The following is an 18,570-nucleotide window of genomic DNA, read 5'->3' on the forward strand; positions in this document are numbered from 1 at the left end:
GAAGGACTCAGTTAATAAAGGAGGGTAAAAGACTTGTCGAGAGAATCAGATTTTTATTTGCGTCGTCTTCATTCACTGCTCGGAATCATTCCAGTGGGGCTTTTTGTTGCCCAACACTTAGTGATTAACCATTTTGCCACACGCGGCCCAGAGGCATTCAACACTGCATCCAATTTCATGGGTAACTTACCGTTCGTACTGTTTCTTGAATGGTTCATCATCTACATCCCACTTATGTTCCATGCGTTTTATGGTGTGTACATAGCTTTCACAGCGAAAAATAACGTAAAGCGTTACGGGACTTTCCGAAACTGGATGTTTATGCTACAACGAATTACAGGAGTATTCCTAGTCGTGTTCATCGCATGGCACATCTTCCAAACAAGAGTTCAAAAAGCATTGGGAGATGAAGTTGATTACGATATGATGGCTGACATCTTATCGAGTCCATTCATGCTTGCGTTCTACATTGCAGGTGTCCTTGCAGCTACATTCCACTTGGCGAACGGCGTTTGGTCATTCCTAGTAAGCTGGGGAATTACACAATCTCCACGTTCACAAACCATCGTTACGTATATCTCAATGGCAATATTCCTAGTGCTTTCTGTAATCGGTATACAAGCACTACTTGCATTTGTTTAATTTGAATCAGCAGAAATCCCTGCTGATTCAAATTTGGACGCAATTACGCCCAGGCGTAATTAAATAACAACTTAACTAAATGACTACGAGATCACCTATAATTTGAGGAGTGAAACAATAATGGCAAAAAGCAGATTGATTGTCGTCGGCGGTGGACTAGCCGGCCTGATGGCAACTATCAAAGCCGCTGAAGAAGGTACGCCGGTTGACTTGTTCTCCATTGTTCCGGTTAAACGTTCCCACTCTGTATGTGCACAAGGCGGCATTAATGGTGCAGTAAATACAAAAGGGGAAGGCGACTCACCTGACATTCATTTCGATGACTCTGTATACGGCGGAGACTTCCTTGCGAATCAACCACCAGTTAAGGCAATGACGGATGCAGCACCAGGAATCATCAGTTTATTGGACCGGATGGGCGTTATGTTCAACCGTACGCCAGAAGGATTGTTGGATTTCCGACGTTTCGGAGGTACAATGCATCACCGTACGGCTTTCGCTGGTGCGACGACAGGACAGCAGCTCCTTTACGCACTAGACGAGCAAGTTCGAAGTCATGAAGTTGCTGGCCTTGTGACGAAATACGAACACTGGGAATTCCTTGGTGTTATTCTTGATGAAGAAGGTGTTTGTCGCGGTATTAAAGCGCAAAACATGAAAACGATGGAGATTCAAGCCTTTAAAGGTGATGCAGTTATTATGGCAACAGGTGGACCTGGAATCATTTTCGGGAAAACGACAAACTCTGTCATCAATACAGGTTCTGCAGCTTCTATCGTTTATCAGCAAGGTGCACACTACGCGAATGGTGAATTCATACAAATTCACCCAACAGCAATTCCAGGAGACGATAAACTGCGTCTTATGAGTGAATCGGCACGTGGTGAAGGTGGACGTGTCTGGACTTATAAAGACGGCAAGCCTTGGTACTTCCTTGAAGAAAAGTATCCGGATTACGGTAACCTAGTACCGCGTGATATCGCAACACGTGAAATATTTGACGTTTGTGTTAACCAAAAACTTGGTATCAACGGTGAAAACATGGTGTATCTGGACCTTTCCCATAAGGATCCAAAAGAGCTTGATATTAAGCTTGGCGGAATCATCGAAATCTATGAGAAATTCACAGGCGACGATCCACGTAAATTACCGATGAAAATCTTCCCGGCTGTCCACTATTCAATGGGCGGACTATGGGTTGACTATAATCAGCAAACAAGTATTCCAGGTCTATTCGCGGCGGGCGAATGTGATTATTCACAGCACGGTGCAAACCGTCTTGGCGCAAACTCACTCCTTTCAGCAATTTACGGCGGTATGGTCGCAGGACCGAACGCTATTCATTACATGAAAGGTTTGAAACGTTCTGTAGTGGACCTACCTTCTACAATCTTCGACGCAGCAGTGAAAGAAGAGCAGCAGAAGTGGGATGATACGCTTAAAATGAACGGTACTGAAAACGCTTATGTTCTTCATAAAGAACTTGGCGAATGGATGACTGATAACGTAACAGTAGTTCGTTACAATGACAGACTACAAGCGACAGACGATAAAATCGTTGAGCTTCTTGAGCGTTATGAAAACATCAACATTACGGATACACAACTATGGTCTAACCAAGGTGCAACATTTACGCGCCAACTGAAAAACATGCTATACTTGGCTCGTGTTATCACTCTTGGTGCACTTAACCGTAATGAAAGCCGTGGAGCCCATTACAAACCGGACTTCCCGAATCGTGATGATGAGAACTTCTTGAAAACGACGATGGCGAAATTCGATGGACATTCTGCACCAATCTTCCATTATGAAGAAGTAGATGTTTCCTTGATTCCACCACGTACACGCGATTACTCCGCGAAGAAAGGAGATTGACCTAAATGAGCGAGAACAATACGGCAGTACAAGAACGTGAACAGCAGACGTCACAGAAAACGGTTCGTTTTGAAATTCGACGTCAGGATACTGCTGAATCACAACCTTATTGGGAAAGTTTTGAATTAGAATATAGACCGAATATGAACGTCATTTCTGCTTTAATGGAAATTCGTCGTAACCCGGTCAACGCAGAAGGTAAGCAAACAACACCAGTTAACTGGGAAATGAGCTGTTTGGAAGAGGTTTGTGGGGCATGTTCAATGGTTATCAACGGACGTCCACGCCAATCTTGTACGGCACTTGTAGATCAGTTTACACAGCCGATTAAACTTGAACCAATGAAGACATTCCCAGTCGTTCGCGACTTGATTGTTGACAGAGAATTCATGTTTGATTCGTTGAAAAAAATTAAGGCATGGGTTCCGATTGACGGCACGTATGACCTTGGTGAAGGACCTCGTATGCCTGAGCGTAAACGCCAATGGGCATATGAACTTTCAAAATGTATGACGTGCGGTGTATGTCTTGAGGCATGCCCGAACGTTAACGACAATACGAACTTCATGGGACCTGCATTGCTATCACAAGTACGGCTGTTCAACTCGCATCCAACTGGTGCAATGAACAAAGACGAACGTCTGGCGACGATTATGACAGACGGTGGAATTGGCGAATGTGGTAACTCACAAAACTGTGTAGTTGCATGTCCAAAAGGAATTCCTTTGACTACTTCGATTGCAGCAATGAACCGTGCAACGAACGTACAAATGTTCAAAAACTTCTTCGGAAGTGACCATATGGTGGACTGATTTCAGTCCCTAGCCTCGCTACGGCATTATGCCTTGGCGGGGCTTTTTTCTATTTTTGTTTAGCACCTTCATTTATTAGGGAGTATTTGATAGAATAGATGAATGAGTATTCATTTTAGAAGAGGAGATGTTTGGTCAGTGAAAGCAGTGTACATAAAAGAGTTGTCGACATGGGAATCGGAATTCAAGTTTTCTGTACCTATATCCGTTCGTTTTTCTGAGACGGACATGTATGGTCATTTGAACAACACGGTCCCATTTATTTATTTTGAGCATGCGAGGATTGAGTTCTTAAAAGAGATTAGGCTTATGAATAATTGGCTTGATCCAAAGGGTGAAAATTTTCCGGTCGTTGCTGATTTGCAATGTGATTTTTTGAAGCAAGTCTTTTTTGATGAAAAGTTGGAAATATTCGTTAAAGCCGCCGCAGTTGGTAACAGTTCTGTTGATATTCACTATATGGCGAAGAACAGTAAAGATGATATCGTCTTCACAGGACGAGGTACGATGGTTCAGATTGGCAGACAGACGGGCAAAGGTGTTGCGTGGTCTGAAGAGGAGAAAATACTTTTTGTTAACTAAATCACCATGTAGCCGGCACAGCTCGCCGCCTCTTCACATATTTTAAAGTGAAAGTGGATAGGAGGGCGCGTCTTGATAGAGGACTCTAAAAACCGTTCTTTGCTTACGGCAAGAGAGCGAGAAATTTTTAATCTGCTCGTTGAAGATCAAACGACAAAAGATATTGCGGGGCGGCTCGGAATCAGCGAAAAGACTGTTCGCAACCATATTTCGAACACAATTCAAAAGCTAGGTGTTTCCGGCAGAGCACAAGCGGTAATCGAATTGTTACGGTTGGGAGAGTTACAATTGCGTTGAAGCAGGTGTTAATGATGAAGGGTGATCATAGCCGAGTGTAGGTGATTGATGCCTTGTAACAGTAGCTGTTTGATCTGCATTATGCAGCTCTCAAACAGCTTTTTTTAACGTTTTTTACCATCAATTTATTAGGTATTGCCATAAGCGCAAAAAAGGGGGACAATAGGTAGACAGTATTTGTTTTCAGGGAGCTGGTTCAGTTGATGGAAAATAACCCACCAAAAATTCAATATACAGATGAAGTTGCACATATGGAGAAAGAATTACGGTATGTTGCAGCAATCATCAAACAACAAGGCCGTAGAATTCTTAGTAATTATACAATCACTCCACCTCAATTCGTTGCTTTACAGTGGCTATTTGAACATGGAGATATGACGATTGGGGATTTGTCGAACAAGATGTTCCTTGCATTCAGTACTACGACTGATTTGGTCGATCGGATGGAAAAGAACTCGCTTGTGAAGCGTGTCCGCAATGATCAAGATCGTCGTGTTGTCCGAATTCATCTTCTTAGCGAAGGTGAACGGGTAATCGAAGAAGTAATTGATAAACGCCGTCATTATTTGAATTCGGTGTTAGTAGACTTCGATGAACAACAAGTGAAGGACTTCTCAGATTTGCTGAGTAAACTACATCAAGAGATGAAAAAGGATTGAGGGATTTTAGTGGAAGCACCAATTGGAGTAATTGATTCGGGCGTCGGCGGGCTAACCGTGGTTAAAGAGATGCTCAATCGACTACCACATGAACCCATTGTCTATATAGGGGATGATGCTCGTTGTCCATATGGGCCCCGGCCGATTGACGAAGTCCGGGAGTTTACAATGGAGATGGCATCAGCACTTTCCGAAATGGGTATAAAAATGCTTGTCATTGCTTGCAATACGGCTACGGCTGTTGCACTCGATGATATCCGAGCACGATTTTCATTTCCTGTCATCGGCGTTATCGTGCCAGGTGCACGGGCTGCAGTTAATGCGTCCGTGGCGGGAAAAATTGCTGTGCTTGGGACTGCTGGAACGATTAAAAGTGGCGCTTATAATGATGCAATCCATGTTCTTTCACCGAATGCGATGGTTTACTCACTTGCGTGTCCTGAATTTGTTCCAATTGTCGAAAGTGGTCAGTATAAGTCAGATAATGCAGGTATCATTGTTGACCGTACACTCCGTGAACTTGAGGGGAAAGATTTTGATGCGGCGATATTGGGGTGTACACATTATCCATTATTGCAGCAACATATTACAACCTCCCTTCCGAATAATGTAAAAATTATTTCATCCGCGGTAGAAACAGTGTGTGATGTTGAACGTATTCTACTTTCTAAAGGCATTGAGCGCATTGCTGACAGCATAGTGGCACCTGTTTTTTATACAACAGGGGAGTCAGAAACTTTTCAAGGCATTGTTGAAGACTGGTTGTCGATTGAAAAGCCTAATGTAAGCTATATTGAATTGTAAGAAACCCGGAATGTCCAGATTTGGACATCCGGGTTTTTGCGTATATGAAATGAGTTATGATAAGATGAATGCGCAATCTGAATGATGGAGGGTACACGATATGAGACATGATGGAAGAATGGCCGACATGATTAGGCCGGTAACAATTGAAACAGATTATTTAATTCACCCCGAAGGCTCAGTTCTTATTACGGTCGGAAATACGAAGGTGATTTGTACAGCTTCTATAGAAGAACGGGTTCCACATTTTTTACGTAATAGCGGAAAAGGCTGGATAACAGCGGAATATTCTATGTTGCCACGCGCTACTGGACAAAGAACGCAACGTGAAGCTTCAAAAGGTAAGGTTAGCGGACGTACGATGGAAATACAGCGCTTGATAGGCCGTGCACTGCGCGCTGTCATCGATTTGGAGACGCTTGGTGAACGAACTATCTGGGTGGACTGTGACGTTATCCAGGCAGATGGTGGTACGCGTACAGCGTCGATTACGGGTGCGTTCGTCGCAACAGCAATGGCAATCTCGAAACTACACATCGAAAAAGGATTAGCTAAATTCCCGATAACTGATTTCCTTGCTGCAACGAGTGTAGGGAAGACGGTTGAGGGTGAACTCATTCTGGATCTGGACTACATCGAGGATTCGTCGGCTGCTGTCGATATGAATGTTGTTATGACTGGTGCCGGCGCTTTCGTCGAACTTCAGGGGACAGGCGAAGAATCGACATTTACGCGCGTTGAGATGAACGGTCTTGTGGAGCTTGCAGAAGTAGGAATTAACCAACTAGTTGAAGTGCAAAAAGAAGCACTTGGACTTGTTGCGCAGTTGATCAAACCGAAAGAACAAGGTGAATCATGAAGGAAGTATTGATAGCCACGAATAATGTGGGCAAGGCAAAAGACTTTGAAGCGTTGTTTAAGCCACTGGGAGTAAAAGTTCTTACGTTAAATGATATCGAAGGAGATATCGATGTAGAAGAAACGGGCGACACATTTGAGGCGAATGCGATTCTGAAAGCAGAGACGGTCGCACGCTTGCTTGGCAAAATCGTTATTGCAGATGATAGTGGACTTGAAATCGATGCGCTTGGCGGCGCGCCAGGCGTCTACTCCGCGCGTTATGCGGGTCTCGAGAAGAATGATGATGCAAATATCGACAAAGTACTACAGGAGCTAGAAACGACGCCTGTGGATGGTCGTACCGCTCGATTCCGCTGCGTGCTAGCAGTGGCTGGTCCTGGTTTGGTTACAGAAACGTTTTCGGGTAGCTGTGAAGGTCTGATTCACCATGAACGTCAAGGAAAGAACGGCTTCGGCTATGATCCAGTCTTCTTCGTGCCTGAAAAGAATCGAATGATGGCGGAATTGTCACCTGAAGAGAAAAATGAGATTTCACACAGGGGAGCAGCTTTAGCTCAGTTGAAATTCAAATTACCTCAATATATGACAGTGCCAGGTGATTCAGAATGAAGATTGTTGTTATGAGTGATTCGCATGGAGATAAGGAAACGGTGAAAGCCGTTTCTGCACTTTCTGCGGACGCGACTTTCCATTGCGGTGATAGTGAGCTGTCATTCGATGATTCAGTTTTACAGACAATGCATAGAGTCCGTGGAAACTGTGACAGGGATGCTAGGTTTCCCGCATCTGTTGCGGTCAAGGTAGAGGGGAAGACAGTTTTAGCTGTACATGGTCATGAGCATGATGTGAAACAATCGTTGATGGGGCTTTATTATTATGCAAAAGAATCTGGAGCAGATATCGTTCTATTTGGCCATTCGCATTTGTATGGTGCTGAGATGAAAGACGGAATACTGTTCTTGAATCCAGGCAGCACAATGCAGCCGCGGGGCGGGAAAGATGCGACTTATGCTGTTGTAGAATGGGATGAAACAGTGCGCGTTACATTCAAGAATATGGCATCGGAAATAGTAGATTTTATAGAAATAAAAAAGATTTAAAAAAGCGTTGACTTTATTCCTAATGCAATATATACTAAGTATTGTCCTTAGGGAATGAATGAAAGTTTGAAACGCACGTCTCAGTAGCTCAGCTGGATAGAGCAACGCCCTTCTAAGGCGTCGGTCGGGGGTTCGAATCCCTCCTGGGACATTAAAAAAGCGCAGTTCAAGCCTTGATGTGATAGGGTTTGAGACAGATTAGGGATTCGGTCAGGGCTTCGGTCACTGGTGCAGAATCCTTTTTTTGTACCCTAGTATTTTACGTGTAATAAGACACGAAATTATCTTCCGAAAATAAAGTATATTATATTTGTTGAATAGATTCTCTTTAAAAACAAGAAAAGTAGGTGAACAAAGTGGGGAAATATCAATTGGACACCAAAGGTCAGGCAGCTGTGACAAAGTATCATGAAAAAAACATACCTGCCAAATTTGATAAAAAGCAGCAACTTGAAAAAATACGTGCGGAGTATTTGAAAAAGAAGCAAAAACAAACAGATAAATAAAAGGAAGATATATCTTCAAAATTATCAAAAATAGACCAATGGCAAAAGGCTATTTTAGAATTAGTGACGGTATAACACTTGTTTAAGTATTTAATATATTACAATTTGATTATGTAAAGAGGATTAAAGTAAAATCATTCTTTTACATGAGCAGGTAGAACATTGATATTGGGCAAATGCGAGGTCAGAGAATAGATTTATGAGCGCTCCTACGAAGGCAAATGTATATATATATGTATGTTGCTCAGGTGAGTTTAAAAGAGCGTATAGAACAAGTTCAGGCGGTTGAGAAGCAAGAGAATGCGAGTAGCAATGAAGCGAGGTAACCAAGTGTTTATCTCGTTTTTTATTTGTATTGCCAAAACAGATAATACCATCTGAGAATATCCTGTGAGCGTTCCTATCTTTTGATGTTGACTTGCTTTCATTGTTTCTCCTTATAAGCGCAACAGAGGGGCGTAGTTTCCGATATTGAGGAAGGGTATCTTTCTATATATAAGTGACCTCATACACCCACGCGAATTGAAGTTGCTAACGAACTGAGCTTTGCGATAGGTTTGTATAAGGTTATCATTGGTTCAAAGGTAGTTACGGTCTGAAAACGTCTCAAATTGTTGGTATGACTGTGTTGTCTTAGTAGCTCAGCTGGATTGAACAACGGCCTTCTAAGGCATCGGTCGGGGGTTCGAATCCCTCCTGGGACATACATTTTTATTACGTTATATTAAGAGAAATAAGCATTTTCGCTTATGATTCAATATTACAGTACTCGGTCAGTCGAGTTTCTGTACTAAAGAATTATAGGTGGAGGTGCTTTTTTCTTTGTCCAAAAAGAAGGGGATATTTGATATCCAAATTGAACAACCGTTATTCCAAGTAAGAAAACAGCAAGAGAAGCGGAATGACTTGCAAATTGAACAGGCATTGACTGTGATTTTAAAACAACTTGAAGTAGGAGGGTGCCGTGAAAGAACGTTATACGATTACCGTACAATTGTTCAATACTTTATCAGAGATACTAAAGTTGAGTATTTAGTAGATATAACGAGTGACATTATATATTCGTGGCTGGCACAAATGAACGTCAAAAATACAACCAAATTAACACGCTTAAAGTGCTTCAAGGCATTTCTAGGACGTTGTTTTGATAATGGATGGTTTACTAATAAGTTTTGGCGGTCAGTAAATATCAAAGTGGATACTGAAATTAAGGTAGGGGCAACAGATGAAGATGTGAATTTACTATTATCGGTTCTTGACTATACAAAGTTCTTAGATTTGAGAAATGCTACGGCTGTTTTATTAATGTATCGCTGTGGATTACGGATTGGAACAATTGCACGTATGAAGGAACAACAAGTTGATTTTGTTAACCAGAGATTACAACTTGATGGAGAGGTAATGAAAAATCATAAAGGTTTAATTTTACCGATAGATGAACAAGTGGCTTATCTATTACAAATCATGATAAAACAAAATGTTTTGATTCGAGGTGAATACAAAGAAATTAATGATAATTTATTTATTACGATTAAAGGAAAGCCGACAACAAATTCAATTACGTCTAATTCAATTCAAAAGCAACTTAGGAAATACACATTAAAGTACGGAATCAATAATATTAATCCGCATGCGTTAAGACGTGGCTTTGCTAAAAACTTATATGCAAAATCTAATGATTTGCTGTTAGTTTCAAAGGCATTAGGACATAACGATTTATCTGTGACTACTAAATATCTGCATACCGAATTAACAGATATAGCGGATAAATTAAGAGATTATCTATAGTAATAGTGTTTGGTATTAAGTGAGAAAAATAAAAAGCCACCTACTCGTAATAGGTGACTTAACTTGACCTCATATCTTAACAAACCCAAACCTTCGAAATTTAAATTTAATTAAATATGAGTTATCTTGCCTTTATTTTACTTGAAAAAAAGCTGAAATGCAAAGGTCTAGTTTCCTATTGCCTTTTTTAGGTGAAACTCTTTCGAGGTTGCCCACTAACTCGAATCAAAATAAAACTGGATAGGTTATGACGTTCCCGCCGCAAACAAACGTCTAGCACTCTATATAAGCGTTTCTTGTTTCGCTTTGAGTGTGAATGGTGTTAGCGACCATTAACGGCTAGGAGTGGAAGATCTGACGGCTTACGGGCTTGCAGAATGCACCACACATTATAATTGTTGTTGAGTTCTAAAAAAAGTGAGATAAACATTTACGTTTTGCATATGACGTTGCATGACGGGATTATAAGAACTATCGGGGGCAGAAGTAGATAGTAGGTGCATTGAGAGAAATCTCACAATTAAACAAGAGGCATACATACGGATTCCTTGAACGAGGATTCATGAGATATGAGATGTTACAGTTGTCTGTCTGTGCTAGATGAATTACTGAATGATTTCGTAATTTTCTAGTGTAGGCAGTCAATTTTGACGCCAGCCGTTTCCTTTCACTCGGCTTCATGATGAAAAAATAGCCCGATTTTGTCAAATAAACACGGATCAAAAGTACAAGTATTGATGAGGAATGAAATAAAGTACATGGGAAAGAAGGGGATTAGTAAGAATAATCTTGCTGTTTTTAGAGGGAGATTAGGTAGCATTATTCGATAGAGAACTAATTACATTCTTAATGTCCTTTTTTGTGTGAGAAGTGCAAGTGCTTATGTGAGAAGTAATTCTTGTACAACAACATAAGAGAGGAAAATTATTATGCTATACAAAAATCCGACAGAAACAAAAACGACTATTATTGATTCAATTATGGGAAGTGGAAAAACTAGCTGGGCTATTCAATATATGAAAAATGCACTACCTAACCAGAAGTTTATTTACATTACACCTTTTAAAACGGAAGTAGAACGGGTTATATCTTCTGTTAACTGTAACTTTAAGCAACCAGAAGCTGATAGTGAAGGTGATACAAAGTTAGGGGATATTAAACGCCTAATAGCTGATGGGGAAAACATCGTATCCACTCATTCACTATTCAAACGTGTAGATAGTGTAGATAGTGAAATTATTGATCTTTTAGAGATGGAAGATTATATTTTGATTTTGGATGAAGTTGTGGATGTAATTGAACAGGTTACTATTTCCAAAGATGATTTAAAGATGCTTAAAGAGAATAAGGTAATTGAAGTGGACAACAAGGGTATTGTGTCATGGAAGCAAGTTGGCTATCAGCGAGGGTATTTTGAGAAAGTCCGTAATTTAGCAAACTCAGGTAACCTGATGATGTATGAAGATGATGCATCTAATCCTATTGCAGTATATTGGACGTTCCCAGTTGAAGTCTTTAAGTGTTTTGAGGAAATCTATATCTTAACTTATATGTTTAACGGACAAATTCAACGTGCTTACTTTGATTTATTTGGTATCAATTATAATTTCAAATCTATAATGAAATCAAATGGGGAATATAAGCTGTCTTCATACGTTCCCTTTGAGAAAGAAAGTCGTTCACATTTAAAGAACCTAATAAATATTTACTACCCCTCTCCTAAAGATAAGAAAGATATGAATAAGATTGGAAGTAAACATTCTTCATTCAGTGTTTCGGATTTAAAGAAGAGGACTATGAACACTGAAACAAAACGAGTAATCAGAAATTGTGCTTATAACTATTACCGCCATAAGTGCAATGTTCCGACTGAAGAGGTTATGTGGACCACCTTCCAAACGTTTAGGGATAAGATTACTCCAACAGGATTAAAGGATCAATTTGTCAGTGTAAATGCACGTGCTACTAATGATTATCAACATAAAAGTACATGTATCTACATCGCGAATAGGTATACGAATCCTGTGATAAAAAACTTCTTTAGTAGGAATGATGTAGAAATGAATATGGAATTATTTGCATTGTCAGAACTACTTCAATGGTTATTTCGTAGTCGTATTCGTACTGAACAATTTATAAATGTTTATATTCCATCTGTTCGAATGAGAACGTTATTGGAACGCTATTTAAACAATGAGATTTAATTGTATTCATTTAAAACCTTGCTAAACACTACCTAGCAAACAAGTCTGCAAACCATTGGTACCATTGGGTTTAGAGGTTATTTCCTTATAAGAAAGATAAATAAAATCATAATCATAGTAAAGAATCCTACCAAATAACACTACAAGGGATAGCCAAAAAACGGCTACCCCTCTCCGTGTTAATATGGCTGTAATAGAAGCATGTAATAATACTATTAAAAGAATCTATAGGGGTGAGGGTGTAAACCCGAACACGAGGCTTATGCCGAGTTAATAACGAAGCAACTTAAGTTACTGTAATTTACAGCGAGTTACATTAACTTACCGCGATTACCATAGATTACTCAACAAGTCAACAATTAATTTAACTTATTTGGTCTCGTGTGCTAAATTATAAGTATCACAGAAAAAATGGAGTGATTTGATGGGTTATTCAGTCGGTGGGAATTTTGACCAAGAAAATTGGGATAAGTTTATGGAATTACTTGAATATTTTAGAGAAAACTCATTTTATGGGCATGTCAGTAATAATGAAGCTTTAAAAATATGTGTGGATCATACATATAAAACTTTACGTACTTTTGAAGAAATGATCGAAGAGAATGTTCATTTAAAGAGTGAGATTTGTGAGTTGAAGAAGATGGTGGGGGAATTAGATAGAAGGGAAGAAGAAAGAATTATAGAAACCAAAGCGGTAATAGTGGGATTAACAAATATAATAAAATGACTTTTTTGACAATCTAAACAATAATTCAGCGGTAAATTCAATAAAATTATAGGAACTGCTAGTCAATGTCCTGAGGTATTATAAATTATTTGAAGTGCAAAAATGAAGAAGTAATTAAAGTAAAGAAAGTATCAACGTTCATTTTTTGTACTATGCCCCAATTCCTGACCACTATTTTACTGGTTATACAAATTTATTAACAAAGCAATAGTGTAATATTTAACCAATGTGGTAAAATGGGATTCAAGTAAGAAGTAGGATAAAGGGGGAATTGTTAATGGATAGTAAAGAAATTTTTGAAAAGATAAATTCATTCAACTCAGCAAACAAGCAAAGCCATTGCATAACCCAATTCATCCAACAAACATGGGTATTGACACTAGTTACCTAGATAAAAGTTTAGAAGAAATTTATAGAAATAGAGAAGAAACTGAGAAAAGGGAAACAGAATATAGAGAATCAGTAGTAAATGCTTTACAGGGAATTGAAAAGAATACAGCACTTTTAACAGAAATGACAATACTTCTTCAAAAAAGTAATGATAAACAGGACGAAATGTTCCAGCTAATGATTGAAATATTGGGGATTATGAAAAGTTCAAACGAAGAAGAAGCAGAAAGTAAGTTTACAACAGTAATGAAAAAAATCACAACCTTTACCGAAAATGCAAGTACTATGCAATCTCTAATTAGCATGGCACAAACAGTATATAATGCTTACCAGTCGTTACCATTATAGCATCCATTTTGGGTGCTTTTTTAATTCGTAAATAGGTTGTACAATGATGGTTTTGCTTGAAGTCCGCATAAAATAAAGGTTTCTTAATTCTTTAGATTGGTCAAAACAGTGGAAACACCGCTTGGTCGTTGTGCATTGGTGTGCATACTCTCAGATATTTTTATGCACAAAGCTAGGTGGGAGTAAGTGCGAACGGGTGATCCGCATAAAGCAATGCACATTGTCAGATAAATACAAAAAAGGACCAACCAAAATGGTCAGCCCTCCTTTTGTTCTCTATATTCCTTCAACCGTCTCTTAAAAGTGGCAACGCTACACCCAGCAAACTCAGCACCCTCAGGCTGTGACATTTTGCCGTCCTCTACCTGTTCAATAGCATGTAATAAAGCCCCTTCAATTACGAATGTCTTGGACTTCCTGCCAAACTTAACGCCTTTGTCTCTAGCGTTCTGTATACCTTCTTGCGTTCTCTCCAATATCATAGACCGTTCAAACTCAGCAAATGAACCTAAGACTTGAAATAACATCTTTGTAATTGGATTATCCATTGATTCGGCTGTAAATAGCCCCATATTTTTGATATGTACCGACACACCTTTTTTAGTAAGATCCATTACAAATGATTCTAATTGTGAAAGAGAACGTGCAATACGATCCGCCTTAGTGACAATTAACGTGTCACCAGCCTTGATTACTTCCAATAATGCGGTCATTTCTTTTCTGTCAGCTTTAGCACCACTGATTTTCTCCTTAAAAATCTTAGTAGCCCCTGCCTCTTTTAATGATTTAATTTGAATGTCCAATTCTTGCTTATTAGTTGATACCCTTGCGTAGCCATAAATCATATGTATTTGCCCCTTTTTGGTCTTTCCTATTTGATACGACTTTTTGATACTATCTAAATCCTATAGTACAGGGCTTTCTATGCCGTGTCAACAAGTGTAGACATTATGACACGGTTATTTTTATTGGTTATGTCTGAAAACCCTCTATTAGTTGTTTTAAGTCCATAGAGGAAACTTCTTTTAAAAGTAAAAGAAGGGATCTCCTATATTACTAACAATCAACTAATAAGGAGGTCATACATAGTGCAATTACTTAGCGAGGTATTAGGCGTTTTAGATTCTGTTTTAAGTATGGGGGTTAGTGCCATTGGTGCTTGGTGTATCTATAAAAGGAAAGACAAAAAGCCGCCTAAGAAATAAGGCATTTCTTTAGGGACATTTCTTTATAGAGGGTTTTCTTTACAGCCTTTTCTTTATGGAACTATTAAAACCCCCACTATCAATAATCACATTTAATAGCACCGCCTCAGCACCACAGAAACAAGGGTTGGGGGGGGCTATCAATGGTGGGTGTCAATAGTGGACTATGCTATGTAATCCAGCCATAGCACAGCATAACGCCAGCCGTAGAACAGCGTCACAGCAAGGGCATACAGCACAGCCACAGGCACACACACAGCGACACCATAGCAACAGCTACAGTAAGGAACAGGCAACGCACAACGCCACACAATGGACGCAGGACGCACGACAACACCCCCAACACAAGCAAGGACAACAGACAAGCAGACACAAGCGACTGGACAGCGACACGCTACCACCTATCACACGTAGTCATGTATGTAGTTATATAAGTACTGTCAATTACTACCACAAGGGTGGGCATGGGGGGCGACTACCCCCTACACCCCCGACTGGTGTATGAAAAATATAAGCCTCGGTTTCAAAACTTTTTGACAGTAATAATTGGGTATCTGTGAGGGTTTCTATAATCTTATATCCTTAACGAAACTTTTTCGGTGGGTTAAAAAATATTTTCCTAACTATGAGAAATTCTTTAACGCTTGTTGTATAATTGAATATTACCAGTATTTTCTAATAGGGGGGTATTTAGATGAAAGCACATGATTTGTCAGACATTCATAATGTTGAACATTGGCGAGAGTATACACCTGACATGAAACAATATATAGAGTTTGCAAAGGAGGATGCAAATCTAATACTAGCTGGACACAAGATTCAGGATGTTTATATTCAATTTAAAATGGCAAGGGCTTCTCTAATGTATCTAGAAATAGATAATTATGGTCAGCTTATTGCCGAAAATGACGAATTCCACTTAACATTCATCAGGTCAAAGTTTTTGTTCGATGCTTTAGCACTATACAACTACTGTATTGACTTGTCTTGGCAAGTTCTTTATTTGTATCATGGTGACGCACATTTTGGTGTAATTCAAGATGAAGATTATTACATACAAGCGACAGCAGATTGTAATCTCGAAAACCTGCAAGGGCGTTTAGTAAAAATAGCAAAGAGGGATGGGCTGTTTAAGTATATAAACGACTTTTTCATTTCCACACCTACTAGTGAAATAAGAAGTGCATATAATTATATTAAACACAGGGGTACTTTTCATATTGAAGGATTAGGCTTAAATGATGACGCTATTCCAATAGATATGGCTGGGTATAAACTGAAAATGTTAAACAGAAAGTCAATAAACATAGAGGAATGGAAACAAAAGCTAATCCAATTTGATATTTCTTTTGTTAAATATTTCGAAGATATTATTTTCACTTTAATGCCAAAGAATTTCACAGGAAATTCTGTTAGTATAAACTCAATGATAGTCACTGCGTTAGAATTGGGAGATTGGGAAAAGAAAAAGTTAGAAGAAAGTAATACTAACGGAGATAATAATGACCGATGAACAGATTAGGAAAACAATAGAAACTATGGATAGTTGGGAACGTATTCAGTCGGATATTCTACCTCGTTCATATCATTTACCACCTTTTAAATAATAAATAAAAAGCCCACCAGCATTAAGCCAGTGGGTCATTTTCTCGTTCTTCCTGTTCGATTCTTTTGAGTAACATTTCTTTAACGCCACTATCTTTTAAACGGTCAACCACTACCCTAGCCACCGCTTTATTATCAATCGGCGAGGGGTCTTTAACGTCCCCTAGTTCCTGCTGTAACTCCATTCTTAGCTGTAAGGTTAATGAAGCAGGCAACCCCTTCAGAACCTCTGTATTGCCGTTCCTAAGCTGTTCCATTAATTCTTGTTTATTGAAGTTCATAGCAGCCAATAAGTTCATTTATTCCACGTCCTTTGCTTTAAATCTATCGGAAACACGTCCACTAATAGCCGTCTCAATGTCATGACTTTCTAACACAGTTTTAGAACCACTGAATGACGGATTGTGACGGTGAAACTCAAAAGATTCATCAAGAATACGGGGGAAAACTTGACGAACTTTAGCATCTCCAAAAAGTTCATCTATATCAGGGGACATTTCTAAATACTGTTCTCTTGCCTCAGCCCCAACCTCAGCGATTATTGCCATAGTTTGACTAAGAACTGAATCAACAATAGGCGTAACATTGTAGCCCTTAGCAATAGCACTGTCCTTAGATAACGCATTGCGATAAACCTTGTAGTAATTTATCATCAATTCTTCCTTTTCCTGTTTGGCCTCAGCTACCAAAGTATCAATAATCTGCATTTCCTCAGCCATTTTCTTAGCTTGGATCTTCAAGTAAATAATTTCAGCAACATTAGCTGTTTCTTGATCCAGTAAGTTTTGAAGATGCTTCAGTTTTACGTCATCAAGTTGTTGCTGTAATAGGATTTCTCTTTCGTCCACCTTGTCAGCTACCGCCTTGTATTGTGCCACTACCTCTTTAGTATTTAGGTACAGATCCATTCCTTCAATTAACTTTTTAAGTTCCTTTTTATCAAATTCCACATTTACATTTAACACAGTAAAACCCCCATTATTTATTTTGTTTTAGTAGTAACAATGTCTTGATAGTGTCCAATTCGTATTGGCTAATATTTAAGGCACGAACACCGTCCATCACCTTAGTTTCATAGTGAGGTGAAAGCTGTAATTCATTTTTTTCTAGCTTTGCTAAAACGCTTTGACCTATCTTGCATACCTCACCAAACTTTGCCTGTGAAAGATTTCTAGTCAATCTGATATATCGAATCATTTGGTAGGTTATTTTTCGTTGATACGGGAGACTATTCAGGTCAACACCAATCATTTAATACGCCTTCTTTCCTAGTAAACTTCATATTTTAAGAACCAATTGCATAAAAAAAGGCGTGCAATTAAGCACACCAAAGGGAGAATGACATGTCAAAGTCATTTATACGCAGGGAATCTATGAATAGTAGGGTCCAGCTAGTCCCGAACCGTCATATACTCCCCTTCTACTTATAGTTCACGGGAAGGGTAGCAAATACAGTTAGCGATTAAAAAGTATTCATTCTTGATAGTAAGAAGGATATACCACTAGCACTAAAGCATGATAAAATGAAAGTAATACTAATAGTGGAATTAACAGTAAAGACAACAGCAATTTTAATAGTGAAACTACAATCAAATGGAGGGGGAGGAATGCTAGTAAAAGATATGTTAAAGGCAAGAGAAAACAAAGAAATGAAGATGATTGACCTTGTAGAAAAGTATGGTCTTTCTGATAGAACTTTATCAGGTAGACTTAAAGAAATAGGCTTTCAATGGGTAGCAAAAGAGGCTAAATATAACTTTTTCGGGACTGATGAAAGTGTCTATAACTTGCCACTTGACGGTTTTTAAAGATAAAAGCCCTAGCAATAATAACAGCACAAGTAACAGTAAAAGGAATAGTGAAACCACCGTTAAAAGCGAAGTTAAAGAGGCTAGTAAAGAAATAGCCTTTACCACCCCCGAAACAACTAGTGAACGTACTAGTACTCAAACGAGTAGTAAGGCTATCCATAGTGACAGCGATAACATTGATCGTTTACTGGCAGGTAAGAAAGCAAAGAAGACATACAGGGGCTTTTACTTTGATAGCGATATACAAGCAATCATTGATAACGTAGATATTGGGGTCAAAAGCGAGTTAATAAATGAGTGTTTACGGAAGGTGTTACTGTGAGGGGCTATGAATAATGGAATGGCTGATTGATT

General features: G+C 39.1%; 21 protein-coding genes and 1 tRNA gene. 18 read left to right on the plus strand and 4 right to left on the minus strand.

The window, feature by feature from the left end:
- Nucleotides 1–33 precede the first annotated feature (33 nt).
- The 16 genes from MKY15_RS15580 to MKY15_RS15655 all read left to right on the plus strand — a co-directional run bounded on the left by MKY15_RS15580 (nt 34) and on the right by MKY15_RS15655 (nt 13,595).
- Nucleotides 34–642: a succinate dehydrogenase cytochrome b558 subunit gene (locus MKY15_RS15580; RefSeq protein ID WP_067207855.1), complete on the plus strand. Its 609-nt coding sequence runs from the start codon at nt 34–36 to the stop codon at nt 640–642.
- Between the two features lie 120 nt (nt 643–762).
- A complete protein-coding gene (gene sdhA, locus MKY15_RS15585) occupies nt 763–2,517 on the plus strand; it encodes a succinate dehydrogenase flavoprotein subunit (protein WP_067207858.1) in 1,755 nt (584 codons plus the stop codon).
- Nucleotides 2,518–2,522: 5 nt separating this feature from the next.
- Entirely contained in the window at nt 2,523–3,329 is an 807-nt protein-coding gene (sdhB, locus tag MKY15_RS15590) for a succinate dehydrogenase iron-sulfur subunit (RefSeq protein ID WP_338652857.1), read from the plus strand.
- Between the two features lie 138 nt (nt 3,330–3,467).
- Nucleotides 3,468–3,911, plus strand: coding sequence for a thioesterase family protein (locus tag MKY15_RS15595; protein ID WP_067207864.1), 444 nt, complete (start codon nt 3,468–3,470; stop codon nt 3,909–3,911).
- A 72-nt stretch (nt 3,912–3,983) separates the two neighbouring features.
- Nucleotides 3,984–4,208, plus strand: a complete 225-nt coding sequence (locus MKY15_RS15600; RefSeq protein WP_067207867.1) for a LuxR C-terminal-related transcriptional regulator — start codon at nt 3,984–3,986, stop codon at nt 4,206–4,208.
- Between the two features lie 203 nt (nt 4,209–4,411).
- A complete protein-coding gene (locus MKY15_RS15605) occupies nt 4,412–4,867 on the plus strand; it encodes a MarR family transcriptional regulator (RefSeq protein ID WP_067207869.1) in 456 nt (151 codons plus the stop codon).
- A 9-nt stretch (nt 4,868–4,876) separates the two neighbouring features.
- A complete protein-coding gene (racE, locus tag MKY15_RS15610; RefSeq protein WP_338652855.1) occupies nt 4,877–5,671 on the plus strand; it encodes a glutamate racemase in 795 nt (264 codons plus the stop codon).
- Nucleotides 5,672–5,771: 100 nt separating this feature from the next.
- Entirely contained in the window at nt 5,772–6,530 is a 759-nt protein-coding gene (gene rph, locus MKY15_RS15615; RefSeq protein WP_067207874.1) for a ribonuclease PH, read from the plus strand.
- The gene (locus MKY15_RS15620; protein WP_342537941.1) at nt 6,527–7,141 is read left to right on the plus strand and encodes an XTP/dITP diphosphatase; all 615 of its coding nucleotides are present in this window, start codon (nt 6,527–6,529) and stop codon (nt 7,139–7,141) included. The genes rph and MKY15_RS15620 overlap by 4 nt, the downstream gene beginning before the upstream one ends.
- Nucleotides 7,138–7,632 (plus strand): metallophosphoesterase, encoded by a 495-nt coding sequence (locus MKY15_RS15625; RefSeq protein ID WP_187047347.1) that lies wholly within the window; start codon nt 7,138–7,140, stop codon nt 7,630–7,632. Before MKY15_RS15620 ends, MKY15_RS15625 begins: the two co-directional genes overlap by 4 nt.
- 77 nt (nt 7,633–7,709) lie before the next feature.
- Nucleotides 7,710–7,783: transfer RNA gene (locus MKY15_RS15630), tRNA-Arg, on the plus strand.
- 205 nt (nt 7,784–7,988) lie between these two features.
- The gene (locus tag MKY15_RS15635; protein WP_342537942.1) at nt 7,989–8,138 is read left to right on the plus strand and encodes a hypothetical protein; all 150 of its coding nucleotides are present in this window, start codon (nt 7,989–7,991) and stop codon (nt 8,136–8,138) included.
- 822 nt (nt 8,139–8,960) lie between these two features.
- Complete coding sequence (locus tag MKY15_RS15640; protein ID WP_342537943.1) at nt 8,961–9,926, plus strand: site-specific integrase; 966 nt, start codon at nt 8,961–8,963, stop codon at nt 9,924–9,926.
- A 929-nt stretch (nt 9,927–10,855) separates the two neighbouring features.
- The gene (locus tag MKY15_RS15645; protein WP_342537944.1) at nt 10,856–12,130 is read left to right on the plus strand and encodes a DEAD/DEAH box helicase family protein; all 1,275 of its coding nucleotides are present in this window, start codon (nt 10,856–10,858) and stop codon (nt 12,128–12,130) included.
- A gap of 424 nt (nt 12,131–12,554) precedes the next feature.
- Nucleotides 12,555–12,857 carry a hypothetical protein gene (locus MKY15_RS15650; protein WP_342537945.1) on the plus strand — a complete coding sequence of 101 codons (303 nt, stop codon included), beginning with the start codon at nt 12,555–12,557 and terminating at the stop codon, nt 12,855–12,857.
- Between the two features lie 339 nt (nt 12,858–13,196).
- Complete coding sequence (locus MKY15_RS15655) at nt 13,197–13,595, plus strand: hypothetical protein (protein WP_342537946.1); 399 nt, start codon at nt 13,197–13,199, stop codon at nt 13,593–13,595.
- Nucleotides 13,596–13,852: 257 nt separating this feature from the next.
- Here MKY15_RS15655 and MKY15_RS15660 read toward each other — a convergent pair whose 3' ends face one another.
- On the minus strand, nt 13,853–14,440 hold the full coding sequence (locus tag MKY15_RS15660; protein WP_342537948.1) for a recombinase family protein: 588 nt from the start codon (nt 14,438–14,440) through the stop codon (nt 13,853–13,855).
- Between the two features lie 1,054 nt (nt 14,441–15,494).
- Between MKY15_RS15660 and MKY15_RS15665 the strand changes: the two genes are divergently transcribed.
- Entirely contained in the window at nt 15,495–16,313 is an 819-nt protein-coding gene (locus MKY15_RS15665; protein ID WP_342537949.1) for a hypothetical protein, read from the plus strand.
- A 115-nt stretch (nt 16,314–16,428) separates the two neighbouring features.
- Here the strand turns inward: MKY15_RS15665 and MKY15_RS15670 are convergent, their stop codons facing one another.
- Genes MKY15_RS15670 through MKY15_RS15680 form a run of 3 tightly spaced genes read right to left on the minus strand, consistent with a single transcriptional unit; the run spans nt 16,429 to nt 17,656 of the window.
- Nucleotides 16,429–16,704, minus strand: coding sequence for a hypothetical protein (locus MKY15_RS15670; protein ID WP_342537950.1), 276 nt, complete (start codon nt 16,702–16,704; stop codon nt 16,429–16,431).
- Entirely contained in the window at nt 16,705–17,370 is a 666-nt protein-coding gene (locus tag MKY15_RS15675) for a hypothetical protein (RefSeq protein WP_342537951.1), read from the minus strand.
- 13 nt (nt 17,371–17,383) lie between these two features.
- The gene (locus MKY15_RS15680; protein ID WP_342537952.1) at nt 17,384–17,656 is read right to left on the minus strand and encodes a helix-turn-helix transcriptional regulator; all 273 of its coding nucleotides are present in this window, start codon (nt 17,654–17,656) and stop codon (nt 17,384–17,386) included.
- 356 nt (nt 17,657–18,012) lie between these two features.
- On the opposite strand from MKY15_RS15680, the gene MKY15_RS15685 reads away from it, so the two are divergent.
- On the plus strand, nt 18,013–18,213 hold the full coding sequence (locus MKY15_RS15685) for a hypothetical protein (RefSeq protein ID WP_342537953.1): 201 nt from the start codon (nt 18,013–18,015) through the stop codon (nt 18,211–18,213).
- Nucleotides 18,214–18,570 lie beyond the last annotated feature (357 nt).

The sequence above is a fragment of the Sporosarcina sp. FSL K6-1540 genome (assembly GCF_038620285.1).
Lineage (GTDB): Bacteria > Bacillota > Bacilli > Bacillales_A > Planococcaceae > Sporosarcina > Sporosarcina psychrophila.

Coding starts and splice junctions, on each gene's coding strand:
- sdhA (WP_067207858.1), top strand. CDS start 763: ATGGCAAAAAGCAGATTGATTGTCGTCGGCGGTGGACTAGCCGGCCTG.
- sdhB (WP_338652857.1), top strand. CDS start 2,523: ATGAGCGAGAACAATACGGCAGTACAAGAACGTGAACAGCAGACGTCA.
- MKY15_RS15605 (WP_067207869.1), top strand. CDS start 4,412: ATGGAAAATAACCCACCAAAAATTCAATATACAGATGAAGTTGCACAT.
- rph (WP_067207874.1), top strand. CDS start 5,772: ATGAGACATGATGGAAGAATGGCCGACATGATTAGGCCGGTAACAATT.
- MKY15_RS15620 (WP_342537941.1), top strand. CDS start 6,527: ATGAAGGAAGTATTGATAGCCACGAATAATGTGGGCAAGGCAAAAGAC.
- MKY15_RS15625 (WP_187047347.1), top strand. CDS start 7,138: ATGAAGATTGTTGTTATGAGTGATTCGCATGGAGATAAGGAAACGGTG.
- MKY15_RS15645 (WP_342537944.1), top strand. CDS start 10,856: ATGCTATACAAAAATCCGACAGAAACAAAAACGACTATTATTGATTCA.
- MKY15_RS15650 (WP_342537945.1), top strand. CDS start 12,555: ATGGGTTATTCAGTCGGTGGGAATTTTGACCAAGAAAATTGGGATAAG.
- MKY15_RS15660 (WP_342537948.1), bottom strand. CDS start 14,440: ATGATTTATGGCTACGCAAGGGTATCAACTAATAAGCAAGAATTGGAC.
- MKY15_RS15665 (WP_342537949.1), top strand. CDS start 15,495: ATGAAAGCACATGATTTGTCAGACATTCATAATGTTGAACATTGGCGA.
- MKY15_RS15670 (WP_342537950.1), bottom strand. CDS start 16,704: ATGAACTTATTGGCTGCTATGAACTTCAATAAACAAGAATTAATGGAA.
- MKY15_RS15680 (WP_342537952.1), bottom strand. CDS start 17,656: ATGATTGGTGTTGACCTGAATAGTCTCCCGTATCAACGAAAAATAACC.
- MKY15_RS15685 (WP_342537953.1), top strand. CDS start 18,013: ATGCTAGTAAAAGATATGTTAAAGGCAAGAGAAAACAAAGAAATGAAG.